General features: G+C 62.7%; 14 protein-coding genes, 1 tRNA gene and 1 pseudogene. 11 read left to right on the forward strand and 5 right to left on the reverse strand.

Features of this window, described 5'->3' with window-relative positions; genetic code table 11:
• Positions 1 to 17 precede the first annotated feature (17 nt).
• Positions 18 to 383 carry a hypothetical protein gene (locus ACVJ19_RS04715; protein ID WP_028160162.1) on the forward strand — a complete coding sequence of 122 codons (366 nt, stop codon included), beginning with the start codon at positions 18 to 20 and terminating at the stop codon, positions 381 to 383.
• A gap of 1,343 nt (positions 384 to 1,726) precedes the next feature.
• On the forward strand, positions 1,727 to 3,208 hold the full coding sequence (locus ACVJ19_RS04720; protein ID WP_028160161.1) for a DUF3987 domain-containing protein: 1,482 nt from the start codon (positions 1,727 to 1,729) through the stop codon (positions 3,206 to 3,208).
• 253 nt (positions 3,209 to 3,461) lie between these two features.
• On the opposite strand, the gene ACVJ19_RS04725 is transcribed toward ACVJ19_RS04720, so the two are convergent.
• Positions 3,462 to 3,776, reverse strand: a complete 315-nt coding sequence (locus ACVJ19_RS04725; RefSeq protein ID WP_453948218.1) for a hypothetical protein — start codon at positions 3,774 to 3,776, stop codon at positions 3,462 to 3,464.
• Positions 3,777 to 4,210: 434 nt separating this feature from the next.
• Between ACVJ19_RS04725 and ACVJ19_RS04730 the strand changes: the two genes are divergently transcribed.
• The 5 genes from ACVJ19_RS04730 to ACVJ19_RS04750 all read left to right on the forward strand — a co-directional run bounded on the left by ACVJ19_RS04730 (position 4,211) and on the right by ACVJ19_RS04750 (position 9,959).
• Entirely contained in the window at positions 4,211 to 5,773 is a 1,563-nt protein-coding gene (locus tag ACVJ19_RS04730; protein ID WP_456739354.1) for a hypothetical protein, read from the forward strand.
• Between the two features lie 312 nt (positions 5,774 to 6,085).
• Positions 6,086 to 6,982, forward strand: coding sequence for a hypothetical protein (locus ACVJ19_RS04735; RefSeq protein ID WP_453948220.1), 897 nt, complete (start codon positions 6,086 to 6,088; stop codon positions 6,980 to 6,982).
• On the forward strand, positions 6,975 to 7,649 hold the full coding sequence (locus tag ACVJ19_RS04740) for a hypothetical protein (protein ID WP_028160157.1): 675 nt from the start codon (positions 6,975 to 6,977) through the stop codon (positions 7,647 to 7,649). The genes ACVJ19_RS04735 and ACVJ19_RS04740 overlap by 8 nt, the downstream gene beginning before the upstream one ends.
• A gap of 8 nt (positions 7,650 to 7,657) precedes the next feature.
• Positions 7,658 to 9,367: a type IV secretion system DNA-binding domain-containing protein gene (locus tag ACVJ19_RS04745; RefSeq protein WP_196236593.1), complete on the forward strand. Its 1,710-nt coding sequence runs from the start codon at positions 7,658 to 7,660 to the stop codon at positions 9,365 to 9,367.
• A gap of 196 nt (positions 9,368 to 9,563) precedes the next feature.
• A complete protein-coding gene (locus ACVJ19_RS04750) occupies positions 9,564 to 9,959 on the forward strand; it encodes a hypothetical protein (protein ID WP_155256171.1) in 396 nt (131 codons plus the stop codon).
• A gap of 138 nt (positions 9,960 to 10,097) precedes the next feature.
• On the opposite strand, the gene ACVJ19_RS04755 is transcribed toward ACVJ19_RS04750, so the two are convergent.
• Positions 10,098 to 10,649 carry a GFA family protein gene (locus tag ACVJ19_RS04755; RefSeq protein WP_453955074.1) on the reverse strand — a complete coding sequence of 184 codons (552 nt, stop codon included), beginning with the start codon at positions 10,647 to 10,649 and terminating at the stop codon, positions 10,098 to 10,100.
• Positions 10,650 to 11,103: 454 nt separating this feature from the next.
• On the opposite strand from ACVJ19_RS04755, the gene ACVJ19_RS04760 reads away from it, so the two are divergent.
• The 4 genes and pseudogenes from ACVJ19_RS04760 to ACVJ19_RS04775 all read left to right on the forward strand — a co-directional run.
• Positions 11,104 to 11,640, forward strand: coding sequence for a DNA methyltransferase (locus ACVJ19_RS04760; protein WP_453948221.1), 537 nt, complete (start codon positions 11,104 to 11,106; stop codon positions 11,638 to 11,640).
• Positions 11,641 to 12,196: 556 nt separating this feature from the next.
• Entirely contained in the window at positions 12,197 to 14,845 is a 2,649-nt protein-coding gene (gene mobF, locus ACVJ19_RS04765) for a MobF family relaxase (RefSeq protein ID WP_304491843.1), read from the forward strand.
• A 49-nt stretch (positions 14,846 to 14,894) separates the two neighbouring features.
• Positions 14,895 to 15,107, forward strand: a complete 213-nt coding sequence (locus ACVJ19_RS04770) for a hypothetical protein (protein WP_155256169.1) — start codon at positions 14,895 to 14,897, stop codon at positions 15,105 to 15,107.
• A 98-nt stretch (positions 15,108 to 15,205) separates the two neighbouring features.
• Positions 15,206 to 16,279, forward strand: a pseudogene (locus ACVJ19_RS04775) (recombinase family protein); the annotation flags it as partial.
• 51 nt (positions 16,280 to 16,330) lie between these two features.
• On the opposite strand, the gene ACVJ19_RS04780 reads toward ACVJ19_RS04775, so the two are convergent.
• From ACVJ19_RS04780 to ACVJ19_RS04790, 3 genes are all read right to left on the reverse strand, one after another.
• Positions 16,331 to 16,714 (reverse strand): hypothetical protein, encoded by a 384-nt coding sequence (locus ACVJ19_RS04780; protein WP_028160146.1) that lies wholly within the window; start codon positions 16,712 to 16,714, stop codon positions 16,331 to 16,333.
• A 126-nt stretch (positions 16,715 to 16,840) separates the two neighbouring features.
• Positions 16,841 to 16,917, reverse strand: a tRNA-Arg gene (locus tag ACVJ19_RS04785).
• A gap of 251 nt (positions 16,918 to 17,168) precedes the next feature.
• A complete protein-coding gene (locus ACVJ19_RS04790; protein ID WP_453948222.1) occupies positions 17,169 to 18,668 on the reverse strand; it encodes an ATP-binding protein in 1,500 nt (499 codons plus the stop codon).
• Positions 18,669 to 18,672 lie beyond the last annotated feature (4 nt).

The following is an 18,672-nucleotide window of genomic DNA, read 5'->3' on the forward strand; positions in this document are numbered from 1 at the left end:
TGGAAGGATTTGGAAGAATGTTGCCGAAGAAGGGCAGAATTTTTCGCAACGGGAGCGGCGATAATGCGCCCCGATTGGTTTATGCGCGGGCTGTGAGAGATGCTCTGAAGAAGGAGGCGCGATCGACACCCCACATGATGAAAAAGATCCGGCAATGGACCGGCGCCGGCGAAAGAACCATCAAGAACTGGCTCGAAGGTACCTGTGGTCCACGAGGCGAGCACTTACTATTGCTCGCCTATTATTCGGATGATGTCTTTGAGGCGATCTTGACGCTCACGGAGAGAGATCGGAACATCGCCAAACCGAAATTGCGGATCATCTGCGACGAAATGAACAAGTCGCTTCGCATCTTTAGAGATCTCATGGAAGACGGGAGGTAATTTCGCTCCCACGCCACAGACTGAATGCCACGTCGTTCTCTTACGTTAACCCTAACAAGTCCACGAGAATGCCGTTACGGAGAACGTCAACAGTTCGCTGAGCCTCGAACTGTTGAGCGAGATGCAGGTCGGCGTGTCACGAGAGCTCCGTCACTTTTTCTGGTCCGGAGAAGAGGGTACAAGAATTGTGCGCCGGCGGCGGTCAATCTGGCCTGACGTCGCTTCTGATCGACGCGACTCGAGACTTTCTGGGACCGACTCGGCTCAGTACCAGAGGCCCATGATCGGCCATTACTTTTGTCATTTCGTCAATTCGTCGGATAACGTGCGAGCCGAAGGAGGCCCGCGGGTCATTGGCGCAACCAAGGAAGGTGTTTGGCGCGCTCTCAAATTTCGTGAATTTGCCGGCGCAAGTGCGTTCACCCCAAGGTAACCTTGAGACCGGGACCGAAAACCGCCCCCGACGAAAACTTGTTTCCTTGCGACACCGAGCAGCCTTGCGGATTCCAACCGCCCAGCCCGACGAAATGACAAAATGCCAAAATTCGTTGGCCGGTGCCTCCGACGTCCAAGAGCCGTTTTAACGTTGCACGTCCGGTGGGTCTCACGATCGTTACTGGAGATAGGTCGTGCTCCGACGAATAGCTCGCGATTTTGGCATTCTGTCATTTCGTCAGGCGAGGTTGCTCACACGGGCTGACGAAGGAGCCTTTGGTGGGCTTCGATCAGGCCAGATCTGCGGTCCCACCAACGGCCCGCGATCAACCAGCTCGACCGCATCACCGCCAACGTCGCGGCGCCGTCCGCAACACGGAGTTCGTGCTCCCTGTCGGAACACAGCCGCACCTGTCAGATGCGGATGATCAGAAGCACGTGGCGACCGCAGCCGGGTGATGGGTTCGGCCTTCAATCCTGCTCCTGGTATTTTTGTCATTTGTCAGGCCACGGCCCTCTGGGTGGCCTCACCGCATCCTGAGTATTGTCATTTTGTCATTTCGTCGGGCTGCCATCCTGACAGCACTTCATTGGCTGGGAGCGTTATATAGCGACTACCGCCGCAGCGTGGTTTCCGGTCTTGGCTATGTCACGATGAGCACGATGTTGCGTGGAAAGCAGTGCAGGCTGCCGACAGCGTCTTGCCGAGGGTTTTCTAGCCTTCTCTTGAGCAGACCCTCGTATCCCGCCACCTGTCGCAGCCCACATTGGCTCATATCCAGGCACGATCGTGCGGCTCGAGCGGGGGACGTTGGATTATGTGGGGGGTCGGGGGACCAATCGGGTTTCGAGAGCCTGTAGATCGGATGCCGCCCACAAGCCGTGGGTCTCAAACGGAAGGCATCATCATGGCGAAGAAGCGCACCACGACCAAGGCGGAGGTCGATGCCCCGCCCAACGCAGACGCGATCGGCGCGAACTGGGCCGCGGCCGATCTGACGTTCATGCAGCAGCAGTTGACGCCGGCGCCGGTGTTCCCGCTGCAGCACCTCACCCCGACCATCGAGGCCCTGGTCCGCGGTTTCTCGGACACGCAGCATCTCAGCGTCGCCTACGTCGGCCCCACCGTGCTCGCCACCCTCTCCGGCGCGATCGGCAATCGCTGGCGGATCGGACTGACATCGGTGAAAACGGAGCCGCTCGCGTTGTTTGTGGCGATGGTGGGCCGGCCGGGTACCGGCCGCAGCACCGTGATCGAGATCGCCCAGGACGCGCTTCAGCAGGCGGAAGCCGCGATCATGGCCCACGGCGCGAACACCCCGCGCTCCTCGGCGGGCGCGCAGGAGCTGTCGGCGCATCAGGCGCGGCAGACCTCGATCGCGATGCAGCGCATCCTGCGGAGCGGCGCCGTCCCGGCCGATCTGGATGAGGACGAAGCCGCTTCCGGGCCCCCGCTGGTCCTGTGCGACGCCACGGGCGCGGGCTTCATCGACGAACTGCAGCACGACGCGCGCGGCCGCACGCTGCTGTCGGCCGAATTCCGTGGCGTGCTCACGGGGTTGATGGCCGGCCAAGGTCACCGCGGCCGCACGATCCTGCTGCAGGCTTTCGACGGGCCGCGCTACCCGGTCAAACTGAAGGCCGGCTTCATCGTGGTGCCGGCGCTCCTGCTGACGGTCCTGGCCGCGGTCCATCCGCAGTCGGTCGGTCACATCACGCAAGGGGATGGGCTGTGTGCCCGCTTCCTGTGGACCTACCCCGATGCGGCGCCCATCCACGAGCTGCCCAGCGAGGCCGGGCCCGCGGATCTCCTGCGCAAGCTGTCGGTCGACCTGGTCCGCTCGGGCGGCAGCGACGCGTCCGGCCAGTATTACGACACGATCGCGCTGTCGGACGAGGCGCGCGCCGTGCTCGACCGCGCCAGCCGCACCTTCACCGCTGGTCTCGACGATCTCGGCGACCGCCTGCGCGACGTCTACGTCCGTGGTCCCCAGCAGGCGCGGCGCATCAGCGCGGTGTTCGCGATCGTCGAAGCGGTCAGCAAGGGCGTGCTGCCGGTTGCGGTCTCCGGCGAGGATGCCGAGCGCGCGGTCGGCTTGATGGCCGAGTTTTTCCTGCCGATGGCCGAACGCACGCTCACGGTGACGCGTGACAAGGAGGAGGCCCCCGCCACCCAGCTCGCCCGGCATCTGCGCCGGCTGGGTAAGGCGGCGATCAACGCTCGCGAGGACATCTTGCGCGGGCGCGGGTCGCCGCTGCGCGATGCCGGCGTGATCCAGGATGCCTTGCGCGAACTGCAGCTGCGCGGCCTCCTCCAGCCGGCCGAGCGGGCCGGTCTGGGCCGGCCCGCACAGAACTGGCGCGTGCATCCGGCCCTTCTGACGGCGTAGCCGAGAAGCGGCGATGGGGACCACCCATCGCCGCGTCCCGCTTCGGGCAAGACAACCCACGTCGTGATCGAATCCGGCCAGCACGAAGGATCCGGCGAACAAGCGTTCTTCGCGACATGAATTCCGGTTCTGGACCGTTCATCCGAGAAGCAAAGGACGAAGCGGTCCGCGCCGCAGGTTCAGTCAGCGCCGAGATTGTTGCATCGCTTTTTGGCAGTATCGGCCACCTACCAGCGCCTGATGATGACTGCTCTTACTTGCAGGAGAGTAACGCAAACGCATCAGCCGCGCGGTCACCTTTAGCCTCACATCTAGCGACATGGACATTGGTAAGCACATTCAGGCGATTGTGGATAGGCTCGGGACCGAGGCGGAGCGTATCCCGCTGCGCCGAGCGGTGCGTTCTTGCCTGACTGATTTCGACGCCTTGCGCGGTCGCGGCCTGACCTGGGGGCAGATCGCTGCGCGCCTGACCCAAGCCGGCGCTCGCGACAAAGCCGGCCAGGCGATCGCGGCGCACAACCTGCGGACCGAGTATGCTCGGCTTACCGCCGAACGAGGTGGTCATGAGGTGCGCGGAGGCGTAGCGAGACACGCCTGCGCCGGTGAGAAACTCGAGCTTAGCCACAAACCAATTATTAAGAGCGCTAGCGGCACAGTTCCCACTCCATCGCCGGCTTCGCGCTCAGACCGGCTTGCCGAACTTCTGAAGACGCGCCCGCGTGCGGTCGAATTGGACGATTGATGAGGCAAACAAGGCGCATACCGTGGATGCCGCAAGGAGTTTGCGTCGGTTTCGGCGATCATCCTCATCCCCATTCCGGCCTTGCCCGCAAGCGGTTCACCTTGGAAATGCGGCCATGACGCAATCGTTGAATGGCCTAGAACATCCGTCCGATCGATTTGCGCCCGGCATCCCGGCTGACGCCGGCGCGATCCGCAAGCTGCGATTCCGAACGCCACAGACGGTCAACGAAAACCATCAACGAGGGAACCGCTGAGGTGCCCGAAGAGCAAGGCCTTACCGGACCGGAGATCATGTCTCAGCTCTCACGTGAGGCTGAGCGATTCTACAAAAAGTTTCATGCTCGTGATCCTGCTGCTGCAGCCAGCGACTTTCAGGAGGCATACCTCACTCTATTCCGTAACATCGACGAATGGACAGCAGACCGTCCGCAGTTGTCAAAGGAGCGTCGCGCCAAGGGAAGAAAACTCTTCGAGCCTTCTCAAGAGAGGAGCCGCATCCTAACTGAACTAAGGGACGTCGCTGACATCCTCGATTCCATCGCCAAGCAGCGTGGGCCAGGAAAGACGAAGCGTGGACGTCCACGGCAGAGGACGGAAGTATCGAAAAGTGCCTGCGAAGCAATCTTGGGCCCGTCCTCGGTTCGCAAGGCGCTGTTCGCACCATTGTGCGAGCGCGGGTCGCGGACGGTTGTAGATGGAGAATTCAAACAAGCGGTGATCTGGGGACACGACGATTCGCCTCTCGATACGATCTTGATCAAGAGAGCCTCGGCGCAAATGGCACGCGACTCTTCGATCGCCGGGTATGGCCTCTCGGCGGTTGCGCGGCGGCTATTCCCGGAGACCGCACGACGATTGTTAGAGAGTTCAAACGGATTGCGGCGGGACGTACCGATTGAAGCTCTGGTGGAAGCGATGGATACGGCTTCGATTACGAACCTTGCCGAGAACGCGCGGGCAGCAGAGAGGGAACTCAGACTAGAGTTCGGAACAGAGCACCTCGACAAGGACGTACAACCGAATCACACGATAACTGATTTCAGAAATCCAGCGCCGTTCTACAGATTCGTCTGTGCGGCGCTCGAAGCCGGCTGGCTGTTCGAAACGCGTCACAAGAGGCTCTCGCTCCACGACCGAGAGCGGTTGCTTGAGGAGCCGACGGGTCGCAAGTTCGAAGCAGCATTGATCCGGCTTCTCAAACGCGCGATCGAATGGACGAAGCAGATTGGAGCGGAGTTCTATGAAATGGATAACGTTGAACTCTTCGTCGGCATCGATATTCTGGAAATACTAAACGACAAAGCTCTGACTCGCGAGGACGACGATCTCGAGCAGGAAGTCCCGAGCGCCGTATCCCGTATTGCGCTTAGGATCGTCAGGTTGCGCGAGCGGATTGTCGTTCTCAGGGATCATGCCGCTACCATGGAGCGTTGGTGCGATTTGATTCGAGAACGCGCCAAGACGGAGTCGAGATTGCTCGATGACGCGATATTCCTGAAGACGCATGGCTTTTATCGCATGAGCGAAACTGCGCAGGAATGCGAGCATCAATATTATGAAGGGGTGTTCTACGCGCCGGATTGGCGTCGTCGCACCAGCGGAACTCCCTCCAGGGTGAGTGCGCTGAGCGTTGAACTCCTCAGGAAATCATATCCAACAAACGAATTTGGCGGCACTCGATGGGCCGATGTTACTGTCAAAGGGATGAAGGATTTGCTTGATTGTCTGTATGACAAGGACGATCCGATTTTGGCCCGAATAACGGCAATTCTCGAAGCATGTCTGGTCACGCGCAATGGAGTGACCGAGCTAAAATAACGAATTCAACGTCCGAGGCGTTGCTGGCAGAGCTCCCCTGAGCGCTCTGCTGTCCCTTTGAAATGACCAGATCACTGAGAGGCGTTACGAGAAGCGCCTGCATGCCCTCGCATGACGATGGTGCCTAACGGCGGCAACAGCATTGCCATGGCGCCGATGCCAATCGCTCCACGATAGCGACTTTGCCAAGCGGTCTTCCCAGGAGAAGCGGTATTTTACGCGCGCCGACCATTTTCCTGGGGGGTCGGAGGACCAATCGGCACGCCAAGTCTGATCCTTTCGCAGTTCCTTCCACCAAGAAAGAGGACTGCAATGAACGATCAGGATCGCAAGGAAAAGCGCCAGCAGCGCAAGGCTGTCAGGCTCGTCGAGGACGCGCGCAAAGCCGAAGAGCGGGCCGGGACAGGTCCCGTCATTCATCTCGTCATCGGCCCCAAAGGCGGGATTGGAAAGTCGACCCTTGCGCGGCTGCTGATCGACAAGCATCGTCTGACGGGCGGCGGCGTCCGCATCGTGCAGATCGATCGCACAGCCCTGCTGCCCAGGCTCTACGCCGATCTGGTGTCGGTCGTACACCTGCCCGGCGCCGAGGAGATGCGGAGCGATCCGCTGGCTGCGATGACCGCGATGGAGCCGCTGTCGGCTGCGATCGACGCCTCGCTCGCAGACGGCGTGCCGGTCGTCGTCGACGTCGGCGGCGGGCCGTCGGCTGCGGCGACGGTCGAGTACATCGGCAAGGCCCGGCTGGACGCGTATCTGCGCAACACTGGTGTGCAGGTCGTGGTCTGGCTGGTGTTCGTGGCCGATTTCGCGGCGATGGGTCAGAGCGCCGCCCTCGGCAAGGCGCTCGCAACCGCATGCCCCTCGGCTGAGATCGTCGCTGTCCTGAACGAGCGCGGCGGCCGGTTCCGGTTCTTTCCAGGCTCCTCCTCCGACGAGGTCTGGCGCGCGGCGGTGGTGCCCTTCCTGGACGGCCGCCGCATCCTGCAGATGCCGGCGGCCGCGGCCGGCGCGCTCGTGCCGTTCGAACAGCTCGGCATGACGTTCATCGAGATCGTCAACGCCGATGACACCGACATCGCCAGGCGTCTCAACGTATCGCGCGCGATCGCCGCGGTCTTGCAGGGCGACGTCGCGAACTGGCTCGAGATCATGTGGAGTGGTCTCGAGGCGCTGATGACTGCTGATCAGGGGGGCCACGATGCCTGATCAGCCCAACGACCTGCAACAGCAGCCCCGTCCCGACGACGATTTCGATGCCTGGCTGCGCCGCCTGCGCGAGTTGCGCGTGCGCGGGGAAGCCGGGCGCCGCGAAATCGTCGAGCGGTTGGCCGCGATGCCGTTCCATCAGCTCCGGCGCGTGCCCGGCTGGGTGATCGCGCGGCTCGGCCCGCGCGGGATGGCCCTGTTGGCCGAACGCTCGCGGATCATCCGCGTTCAGGGGGGTGGCTCGCCCGTCCCCCAAGATCCTGCTCGCCCGGTCCGCACCGCGCGCAACATGCCGGAAGAGAGCGTGTCGTGGTTGACCCGGCTCCGCCGTCGCCAGCCCTTGTGGTGGGAATGCGTCCGCAAGACGTCTGTCGCGGCGGTGATCGGCAGCCTCCTCATCGCCTCGGCCCCGTTCGTCGAGCGCGTCCTGCCCGAGTTGACGGCTCAGCCGTCGCTGCCGCGCATCTGCGGCAGGCTCGACGCCTGGACCGGCGATTGCACCTACGTCGTCGGTTCGACGGGCCTGAGCCTGTCGAAGGCTGCCTACGAGCTCCGTTTGCCGCTCGTCGTTTTGGCCGCGGCAAATCCCTCCTTCGGCACCGAATCCTTCCTGCCCCAAGCGGCGCGGATCCAAGTCCCGCGCCGCTCTGGCATCAACCTCAGGTGACCTGCATCATGATGAAGCCCCATCCGACCGAACCGCGCCCCTCGCTCGCCAGCGCGCGCCTCTTTGGCAGCATGACGTTCCTCGCCGTGCTGCTGGCGATGAGCGTCGCCTTCTGTACGCTGATCCCGCCGCTGGTGTGGTGGCATCCCTACGACGCAGCAGTCACCGTGCACCTCTCCGATCTCTGGGCGCTCATCCAGCAGGCTAAGGTCCCTCATCTGGCGACGACCAGGATCGGCGAACTCGCGGAATATCCGCTGCGCCTCATGGCCGCCCTCATTGACGCGATGCCACCGGGCGATCTCGTCATGCCCTTCGTTCTCCGGCTTGCGGTGGCCTGCGCGATCGGGGTCGCCGCGGCACGATCGGTATTCCGACGCGTGCGTGACGCCAGCCCGAAATGTATCGCAGCGCTTCACGTCAATGGGCCGCGGCCGCTGTGGGGTCCCTCGGGAGCCGGTTATCTGAATGCGACTTTCCAGCCGCTGCGCCGGCAAACTGGCGAAGGCATCTTCCTGGCACCGGGGACGCGCTTGCCCCTCGTCACCGAAAAGGAAGGCGTTTTGCTGATGGGGCCGCCGGGATCAGGCAAGTCCGTGATCGCGGAAGGCCTGATGCGTCAGGCGCTGGGGCGCCGCGATCGCGTCCTGGCCCTCGACGTCAAGGGACAGCTGGCCGCGCGGTTCGCAAAATACCGGCCGCTTGTCTTCGATCTCGCGGGAGCAAATTCGATCGTGTGGGCGATCGGTCGAGACCTGCTGGATGATGCCGACGCCGACGAGTTCGCAGCAAGCCTGATCCCGGATTCCCGGGATCCGGTCTGGGCGGAGGGATCGCGACTGATCCTGAGCGCGATCGTCCAGCACCTGCAATCGGAACGTGGACAGCGATGGGGTTGGCGTGATCTGCACGACATGCTGTCAAAGCCGCCGGGTGAGCTGGAGCACATGATCCGCAAAGTCGCCCCTGATGTCGCCGGCATGATCATGACGCGCGGCGAGGAGCCGGCGAATTTTATCTTGTCCCTCCAATTCAACCTCATCGCGCATGTTGGTGCCACCGCCCGCCGCTTCGCCAAGTTGGAGCAGGACGGGGCGCGGCCTCGGTCGCTTCGCGCCTGGGCCGTCGCCGGACAATGGCGCCGGCCGATCATCCTGCGCTACAACCTCCAGCGGCGCGACCGTTCGGCAGCCTTCGTCAAGCTCGTGCTGCGCATCCTGGCTGGGACCATTTTGGGCGGCGACGTCCAGGATGAGCATGACTGGCGCATCTGGTTGTTCCTGGACGAGGTCTCGCGGATCGGCATCGACAAGAGCCCGGCTATCACTGATCTGGCGGCGCTGGGACGGTCGCGCGGCGTGCGCACGATCGTCACGGTGCAAAGCCCGGCGCAGCTCAAAGAATCGGAAGCGTTCCGGGAAAACTTCGGACTGCAGATCGTGTGCGGCCTGGCACCCGGGGAAAGCGCGCAGCGCGTCGCCAAAGAATGGGTCGCACAGCGCACGGTTCGCGACGCTCGCATCCCCGCGCACGCCGATCAGCGTCCACAGGAGTGGACTATTCCGCCGATCACAGTCTCCGAATATCAGTCCGACCTCGGCCTGAAATTCGACCTGTGGGGACGTCCCTTCATCCGGGCCGCCGTGCTCGGCCTCGCCGACATTCCCATCGTCGATTGGCCCATGCATCGCTGGCTTCCGCGCAAACCGCAGGCCTGAACAGTCAATCGAGAGCCGCCTCCGGGCGGCTCTCTTTTTGAGTTTGCGGATTTTGTGGGGGGTCGTGGGACCAATCGGTGCGCGATCTCCGGGATCCAATGATTGCGGCCGTGCCAGCAAGCCTGCAGCCGATGGACTCTCGCGCTGGGTTGCGGAATCATCTATCGCAGGCAGCGCGTGATGTGCGGGTGGCGTGGTGAATTTCGCGGTTTCGGTCATGAAGGTTCTCGCCGGCCACCCCAACGGGGTGTGCCGGCACGAGGAGCTGAAGCGCTGCCTAGCGATTCGTGCCACCAGCGGGCCGGACTGGTCCAATCGCAGTCGCGACCTCGCCGCGACCTTTCCAAAACTTGACATCTTCGGCGCCGGGTTTGTTCGGCGGTATTCTTTCGGTTGGCGCCTGACGCCACGCGGCGTCATCGCACTCGAAATGATGGAAGAGCTCGCCCGCGTGCGTCGGGCCGAGCCGGCGATCGTCGGTGCGGTCGACAGTGCCGCACTCCAAGCATCACCGCCAGACGCTGAGCCGCAGATGTGTCTGGTCGCTTTAGCCGACGTCGAACCGATAGAAAGAGCCGACGGCTGCCGATAGACGAGCCCGCTTCCGGCTGGTCAAAGGAGGACGGAGCGCAGCAGCTTGATGCACTCAAATAACCGAAATTATCCACTTTTCCTGACGCAAGACAGGCAGCGATGCTCATGCTACGGATCAGTTATAGCCCAGCAGCTGTCATTCTGGGACAAACCCACCGGTGACGTAAGAGACCGGCTGCGTCGCGAACCCGTCGACCGAGCCAAGCTGAGGCAGCCAACGCACCGAAGAACGGCACCAGAATTGGTGGGATGGAATCAGCTCTGCGCACTGAAGAAGCGTTCCAACCCCCAGGGCAACAACCTTGGGCTGCGGCCCCGGCGGGGCCGAATAAATTGGGCTCCCGCATACCCCACAAACGTCTGCCCGCGAGTTTGCCGTTCGCGCAGTCTCGACGTAGCTCTTCGGTTCGCCTCGGGTCAGGCGGAACTTACCCAGCACAGTGGCCACCACGACACGAGATGCGGTACCTAAAAATGTCTGGCAATCCGCACAGTCGTAGACGACGACATGCGCCGGTCGAGGCTGAACGCGACATCTGCACCAATCGCGACGATCTTGATGCAGGCCGGTTGGAAAGGTGAAACAGGATTGTTTTGCAGCACCACTGCGTGAGTGCGCTCTTTGGAGTCCTGGCACGCTTGTCCGGGATGGCGCTGCTGGATAGGATTGAACTGTGCCGACGAGCACGTTCTTTACTGAAAGTATTGAGGTTTTTCGCGTCGTCAATGATGCTTGTGTATCAGCGCTGTGGCGGGCGGTAACCCCTCATCGCCGCATTCAAGGATCCAAGAACTCGCGAAGAAGCAGTCGAGGCTCTCATCGATGTCAGCAAAGCCATCGCTGAATCAGAGCGAGGACTCAAAGGCGGCACTGCAGCCCTACGCACCATTACTCAGATAAATAATCGGTTGCGCGACGTCGAGATTGGTGCTGCTGACCCAGGCACTCACGCAGCCATCGACAAACAACTTGAAGAGCTTATTCGCCGTGCCAACGGTTTACGCGGGATTATCCAAAAGCTTAGGGGAGAAGCGACCTGACAAGCGCACCCCCGACCATCATCGAGATTGATTTCGACGAGGTGCGCCTTACCGGAAGGCTGACGCGCCTTGATACCAATGCGGGTGCAGCGTGGGAGCGATTGAAAGCCAAAGCCATTGCCGACGACGTCGAGATTGCGTTGTCCGATCGCTCCATTGAGGCGCCGTGGCCTTCCGTTGATCTTTTCGTATGTTCTCCGCCCTATTTCATCGGCAAAGAATACGACCGGTCGAGCAGTATCGATGGATTTGAACGGGATCATGAGCGGCTGCTGCCGTTGCTAACCCGAGCGCTGAAGGATGGCGGCAGCATTTGCTGGCAAGTCGGCAACCATGTCGCAAACGGAGCGATAATTCCGCTGGACGCTGTCGTTTACCAGATCTTCCGTCGTGAGCCGAAATTGCTGCTGCGCAATAGAATCGTGTGGACCTTCGGGCACGGCGCCCACGCGACAAAGAGATTCAGCGGACGACACGAGACGCTCCTTTGGTTCACCAAGGGAGCTAGAGGCGCAAGAATAAAAATATCGCGGCGGCCGAGACCCCGACAGGCCACTAAAGTCTGGCCACCGTTCGGGCAACCTGTACCGCGGACCAATCCGTCGAGCCGCGAGGGGTGGGGACGCGCCGCTCGGTGAGCGCCTTCGCGATACCGTTAAGGGAGCTTATGCCGGTCGATTGCAAGTCGCGGATGATGTGGGCGAGGTCCGCAGCCCGGTCGTTGGCACTCGCCACTTTGTGCGTCCCGGCAGCCTTTCTCGCTGCACGTGAGAGCTTTGCGCACCACCGAGCGCCACACCCCGCCTCTTGGCCGCTGCAAGCGCATCCTTGGTGCGGTCTGAGATCGCGCGTCGCTCTTCATCAGCGACCATTGCCATGATGCCACTGTGAGCCGGTTCGCATGCGGCATGTCTGTGCAACGAAGTCTACTCTAAGGATTTGGCGGTACATCAACGCGCGACTTGTCGCGGATCGCTATAGTACAATCTGTGGGGGACTACCCTTTCTATCCGCGCCGCCGTGCTCGGGCTCGGCGATATTCTCATTAATGCCTATCCATCGCCCCCTCCCGCGCACATCATGTGCCTAAACGGATCATCGAGAGCCGCCTTCGGGCGGCTCTCTTTTTGAGTGTGCGGATTTTGTGGGGGGTCGTGGGACCAATCGGCGCCCGATCTCCGGGATGCTTCCCGCATGGTTGCATCGCTCCAAATCGGCACCGCCGCGACGTACTACGCCCGGGATTATTATCACGGCGGCGAACGGCAGATCGCGGCAACGTGGTTCGCCCGTGGCTCGCAGTTTGACCTGACGCATGGTGGGGCCGTCGACATCGAGCGTTTTGCTCAGCTCCACGCGGGCCTCGATCAGGAGGGGCGTTGGCTGCTGACGACAGGCAGCCGCAAGGTCGAAGGCGTCGACTTCACTTTCTCGCCATCCAAGAGCGTGAGCCTCGCCTACGCGCTCACGACGGATCTGGCGCTTCGTCAGGCCATCCTCGACGTCCACCTTACGGGCGTCCATCGCGCGTTGGAGGTTCTCGAAGAAGAAGGGACTTATGCGCGCCGAGGCCGCGACGGGCTCGACCGCCGGCACGTCAGACTGACCGGTGCCCTGTTTACCCACGATACGGCGCGGCCGGCACCGCACCTAGATGGATCGGTTTTCTCGGACCCCCAACTCCATACTCATTCCGTCCTGTTCAACCTGGCCATGCGGGACGATTTGACGATCGGCTGCATCGACACGCGTCTGGGACAGATCAAGACCTGCCTGGGATCGATCCATGCAGCCCATACCGCCTACGAACTGCGCAAGCTCGGTTTCGCCATTCAGGAGATCGGAAAGCATGGCAGCTTCGAGGTGGGTTTTGATCCCGAAGTCCGAAAATTCTTCTCCAGCCGCAGGAATCAAATCGAGGACGAGCTCGCCGAGAGTGGTCAAGACTCTGCCTCCGCACCTGCAGTCGCAGCGGCAGCCACGCTGTCGACCCGTCGCAGCAAGCAGCGTGATGATGGTACCGATCGCTTCGAACTCTGGCAGGGCAAGGCTGTCGAGCTGGGCCTCGTCCCCGGGCTCTGCGTCGAGAATTTGCGCGGGGTCCCGAACCTCGATTACGGCGGCCGCGATGAGACATTCGAAGCTGCACTCGCGAAAATTCCCGAAGTGCTCACCGAGCATGAGGCGACGTTTTCGCGGATCGATGTGATCCGTGCTGTTGCGACCGCCCATGTCGGGACCGCGGCCGATCCTGCGCATCTGATGCAGCGCGTCGATCGGCTCATCGCGAGCGGCCGGATCGTCGAAATCAGGAAAGATCAACTCAAGGAGCCGGTCTACTCGACACCGGAGATGGTCCGCCTGGAACGTGAGACGATTGATCTCGCAAAGCAGCTCGCGAATCGGCGTTGGTCTGGCCCTGAGCTTGTCGCGCTGAACGAGAAGGCAGTCGCGGCCGGCCTGTCAGGTGAACAGGCTGCCGCCGCTAACACACTGGCAGAAGGGCGCGCCCTGGCGTTACTCCAGGGCAAAGCCGGAACGGCAAAGACATATTCACTCAAACCGCTGGTGGCCCAGTTCAAGGAGGACGGACACCGCGTCATCGCGGCGGCGGCCTCCTGGCGCACCGCCGAAATGCTCGCTGAAGAATTGCAAGTCGAGGCTCGCGCCATCGACTCCTGGCTCGCCATCGCCCGCACTGGCGGCCGCTTTCTCGATCCCAAGACCGTGCTGATCGTCGACGAAGTTGGCTTGCTCGGGGCCAAGGCCACTCATGCCATCCTCAAGGAAGCCACGCGCGACGCTGCAACTTGCGAATCTACGCCCGCCGGCCTGATCACGGGCCAGGCGAAGGTGGTGCTTTGTGGCGATTCCAGCCAACTGAAGCCGATCGCCGCGTCCGCCGGACTTGAACTTGTCCGACTTTCGACCGAGAGCGCCGTGCTCCAGAAGGTGGTTCGGCAGCGCGACCCAAAGATGCGCCGCGCCGTCGAGCATCTTGCGCACCGCCGCGTGGATGCCGCCTTCAAGATTCTGGAAGCGCAAGACTGCGTTGTCGAGACCGACGGCCAAAAGCCGACCATCCAAACGGCCGTGGACCGCTGGTTCGCCGCCCGGCAGGAGCGCCCCGGCAAGGACCATCTCCTGATCGCACGCTCCAACGCCACGGTACGCGGCCTCAATGCCGAGATCCGCAGGCGCCTGCGCACAGCCGGTCAGTTGCTAGGACGGGACATTTCGGTCACGGCATCCTCGACATCGGGCGATCCCTATGCCTTGCGCCTCGCTGTCGGGGACCGCATCAGGTTCGGCCGCCGGACCGAATTGGCCGGTCACCGGATCATCAACGGCACCTGCGGCAAGATTGAACATATTGAGCAGGACGGCCGTGACCACGCCAACATCACCGCCCGCATCGGCCGGCACCGCGTCTCCTTCTCGACGCGGGGTGTCGCCGACGAGCATGGCCACGCCCGCCTCTCTCATGACTACGCAACGACGGTCTATCAGTCGCAAGGATTGACGGCCGAGAGCTGCACGGCCGTGATCGATCCCCGTTACGACCGGAATGCGCTCTACGTCGCCGCCAGCCGGGCCCGCGGAGCTCTGTCGCTGGTCATCGACCGCGCCGGGATCGACGCCCATATCAAAGCCGCCCGCCCGCGTGAGACCCGACAGAGAGACGTCACCGCCGCGGAGCGTCGCGCCCTCCTACTGAAGGTGCTCTCCCGCGAGAGTGTCAAGACCAGCACGATCGAACCATCCGAGTTTACACAAGCCGAGGTGGCGAGCGACCGCGATCGCCAGCATCGCAAGAAGCGAGAGCTCAGCAATGAGCTCTAGGAGGGCAAACGCTCGCGCGCTGCGGGAGACGCGAGAAAAGGACGCGAGTGTGGCCGATCGAACCCTCGATCAGCCGGACACGCGGACGCTGCCCTCGACAAGAAGGACCCGCGGACGCCGCCAGCCGCAGGCAGTGGATTTTCAGGTGGCGTTTGAGATGCCCGAACCGCTGCCGATCTCGGACAAGGAGCTGCGCGCGATCGAGATTCTGCTCGGCGATGAGCTGCTGGACCTGCTCAGCAATGACGCGAAAGATAGCTGATTTCGCAGTCGGATTTTCGTTGACAGAACGCCTCGCGAGCTGCGCAGAATCTATCCGACAGGCTCGTATTCACTGCAAACCAACCGCAGATATTTCGCATGAACAAGCACGTTTTCCGCAACTCGATCCCGAAGCAGCTAGACGCATCGAAGCGCGTCGCCACCTATTATCGGGTATCCACGGGCCGGCAACTGACCACCGAGGCCAGCATCCCGAGTCAGCAAAAAATCACGGCGGGCTTTTGCGATCAGAACAACTATTTGATCGTCGATGAATTCGTCGAAGCGAAGACCGCGACCGACGATCGCAGGCCCGTGCTGCAGGAGATGATCGACCGCGCCTGCGCACCGGATCATCCGTACGACGCGATCGTCTTCTATGCATTCAATCGATTCTTCCGCAACGTCGCCGAGATGGAGTTGACGATCCGGAAGTTACGCAAGCACGACGTCGAGGTGGTCTCGGTCACGCAGCCCACCGGAGACGATCCCAGTCAGATCCTGGTCAGACAGATTATCGGGGCCTTCGACGAGCACACCTCGCGGGAAATATCCAAAAATACATCGAGAGCCATGCGAGAGTCGGCGCGGCAGGGATTCTGGAATGGCGCAACGCCGCCGCTCGGCTACAAGATCGTTGAAGCGGAGCGGCGCGGTCAGAAGATCAAGAAGAAGCTGGATAAGGATCCCGTCGAAGCCGAAACCGTTCGGCTCATCTTCAAGCTCTATCTGGACGGGGATGGCACAACCGGCCCGCTCGGCGTGAAGGAAACCACGAAATGGCTCAATACCCACGGCTACCGCACCCGGCGCGGTGCCACCTTCGGCGTCGGACCAGTCCACAATATCCTGACCAACAGCTGCTATGCGACCGGCCGATGGCCATACGGCGTGCGCAGTTCCCGTGACGGACGCAAGTACGACCCGTCGACGGTCATCCAGATTCCGGTGCCCGCCCTGATCGAGCAGGCGGATTTCGACAGGGGCCAGGCGAAACTGGCCAAGAGCAACCCGAAGAGCACGCCGCCGCGCGTGGTCAACGGTCCTTCGCTGCTCACGGGTATCGCTGTCTGCGCATCCTGCGGCTGCGGAATGACTCGTACCGGCACCACCAACCGGCAAGGCCGGTCGTACTCGTACTACTCCTGCGCCGGCGCGCATCAGAAGGGAAAGACCGTCTGCAAGGGCCGGCATATTCCCGCGGGGACGCTGGACGAGATCGTTCTAACCAACTTCAAACAGCGCGTCCTGGCCCCCGACCGAATTGCCGATCTCCTGAAGTCGCTGATGGAACGGCAGACCGCGAAGAGTGAGTCTGCGGACCGCAGGCTGCTCGATCTGCAGCGGGAACTCAGCGATGCCGAAGATCGCCTCAAGCGCCTTTACCGTTCGATTGAAGACGGCATCGTCGAACTTGATGACATCCTGCGGGAACGCACCGCCGCCCTCAAATCGCAGCGGGAGCGCGCCAAGGCGGCGCTCGATCATGCCCGCGCCCAATGCGGCACCGCAGCCGCCATCGATACAGGGAAGATCGACGCGTTCGCGCGGCTGATGAATGAAAAGCTCGACACCGCGGACACCAACACCCGGAAGGGCTACATTCACTCGATCATCGACGCCATCGAGGTCGATGATAAGGCCATCCGGATCGTCGGCAGCAAGGATATCCTCCAGGCCGCCATTGCCGGCAAACAGACCGAGAACGGAAAAGTTCGTGGTTTTGTACGCAAATGGCGCGCCCGGAACGATTCGAACGTCCGACCCTCAGATTCGTAGTCTGATGCTCTATCCAGCTGAGCTACGGGCGCGTTTTTCGCGAACAGTCAGGCAGCCTCCGGACAGCGCCGGAGGGGTGCGAAAGAGCGCTCTGACTAACCGCTCTTGCCCCGATTGGCAAGCGCCGGGATGGGGAGATTTTGCAGGGAGATGACGATCTCCACCCGGTCATTCCGGGGCTCGCGAAGCGAGAACCCGGAATCTCGCGCGTATAACCTCGGGATTCCGGGTTCGGCGCTTTGCGCCGCCCCGGAATGACGTCGCTACTCGGCCGCTGGCCGACCTACGCCCTCTGCCGCTCGTTGCGGATGGAGAGGAGTTCCACGGGGCGATCGGGGATGACGATCCGGAAGGTGGCGCCGATGGTGCCTTCGACGAGGTGAATGTCGCCGCCATGGGCGCGGACGAGCTCGGCGGCGATCGCAAGGCCAAGGCCGCTGCCGCCGGGGCGACCGGAGGTCTGGAACGCCTCGAACAGGTGCTCCCGGGTCTTCTGGGGCACGCCGGGGCCGGTATCGGAGACCTCCAGGATGGCGACGGCGCCCTCGCGTTTACCCGTGATCCGGATCTGCTGCGCCCCGCCGTCGCCGGAGGCGTGGCTTTCCAGCGCCTGGGCGGCGTTGCGGACGAGGTTGAGCAGCACGCGGAACAGCTGGTCGGGGTCGGCATCGACCGCGAGGCCGCGCTCGATCGCGGCGACCCAGGCGATCGAGGCGTCCGAGGCAAGGCCGGCGGTCTCGCGCACCTCCAGCACCACAGGCTCGATCAGGATCATGCGGCGGTCGGGCGCAGCCTCCTGGGCGCGGCCATAGGACAGCGTCGACTGGCAGAAGGCGATGGCGCGCTCGAGCGAGCGCACGAGTTTTGGCGCAAAGCGCTGCACCCGCGGATCCGGCACGCTGGCGAGCTGGTCCGACAGGAGCTGGGCCGAAGCCAGCAGGTTGCGCAGATCGTGGTTGATCTTGGACACCGCGAGGCCGAGCGCGGCGAGCCGGCTCTTCTGATTCAGCATCGACATCAGGTCGCGCTGCATGTCCGACAATTCGCGCTCGGCGACGCCGATCTCGTCGCTGCGCTGGCTCGGCACGATGATTCCGGCCGAACTTTCAGGGTTCTCGTGGAAACCGACCAGGCTCGCGGTCAGCCGCCGCATCGGCCGCACGAAGAGATAGTGGAGCGCGAGATAGACGAGGCCCGCGGTCAGGACGCCGATGATCAGCGCGACCACGACGACATTGCGGGAGAAGCGGTACATCGACTGCCGCAGCGGCAATTCGTCGGTCACGATCTCGACGAACTGGGCATTGCCGACGCCGGGGCCGACGATGCGGATGGCCTGGTTGCCGGTCTCCAGCATCATCTGGAACGAGCCGGTGATCGCGTCCCACGCGGTCATGTCGCGCAAATCGACGTCATGCTCAATCGTAGCAGGCAGATTGTCGCTGGCGAGCAGCCGGCGCTGCTGACCCATCTTGATGGCGACGGCGCGGGCATTGATGCTCTTCAGGATCTCGCGCGACAGCGAATCGGGGACCATGCCGAGCGGCGCGGCGTCGAGCACCAGCGCCGCCGTGTTGGCGGCCGCGACGCGGTCGTTGAGCCGGTTGACCCAGAAGTTGGCGATGGCGGGCACGTAGAGCAGGATCGCGGCGATCATCACCAGTGGAACGGTGAGCAGCAGCAGCTTGCCCGACAACCCAAGCCCGGCAGCCCCGCGCGGCCGCGCCGCGGACGGGTCCTGCTGATCCGTATCCTGGATCGGCTGGAGGTCGGTCTCTGCCACGAAA

The organism is Bradyrhizobium sp. USDA 376 (assembly GCF_054063675.1).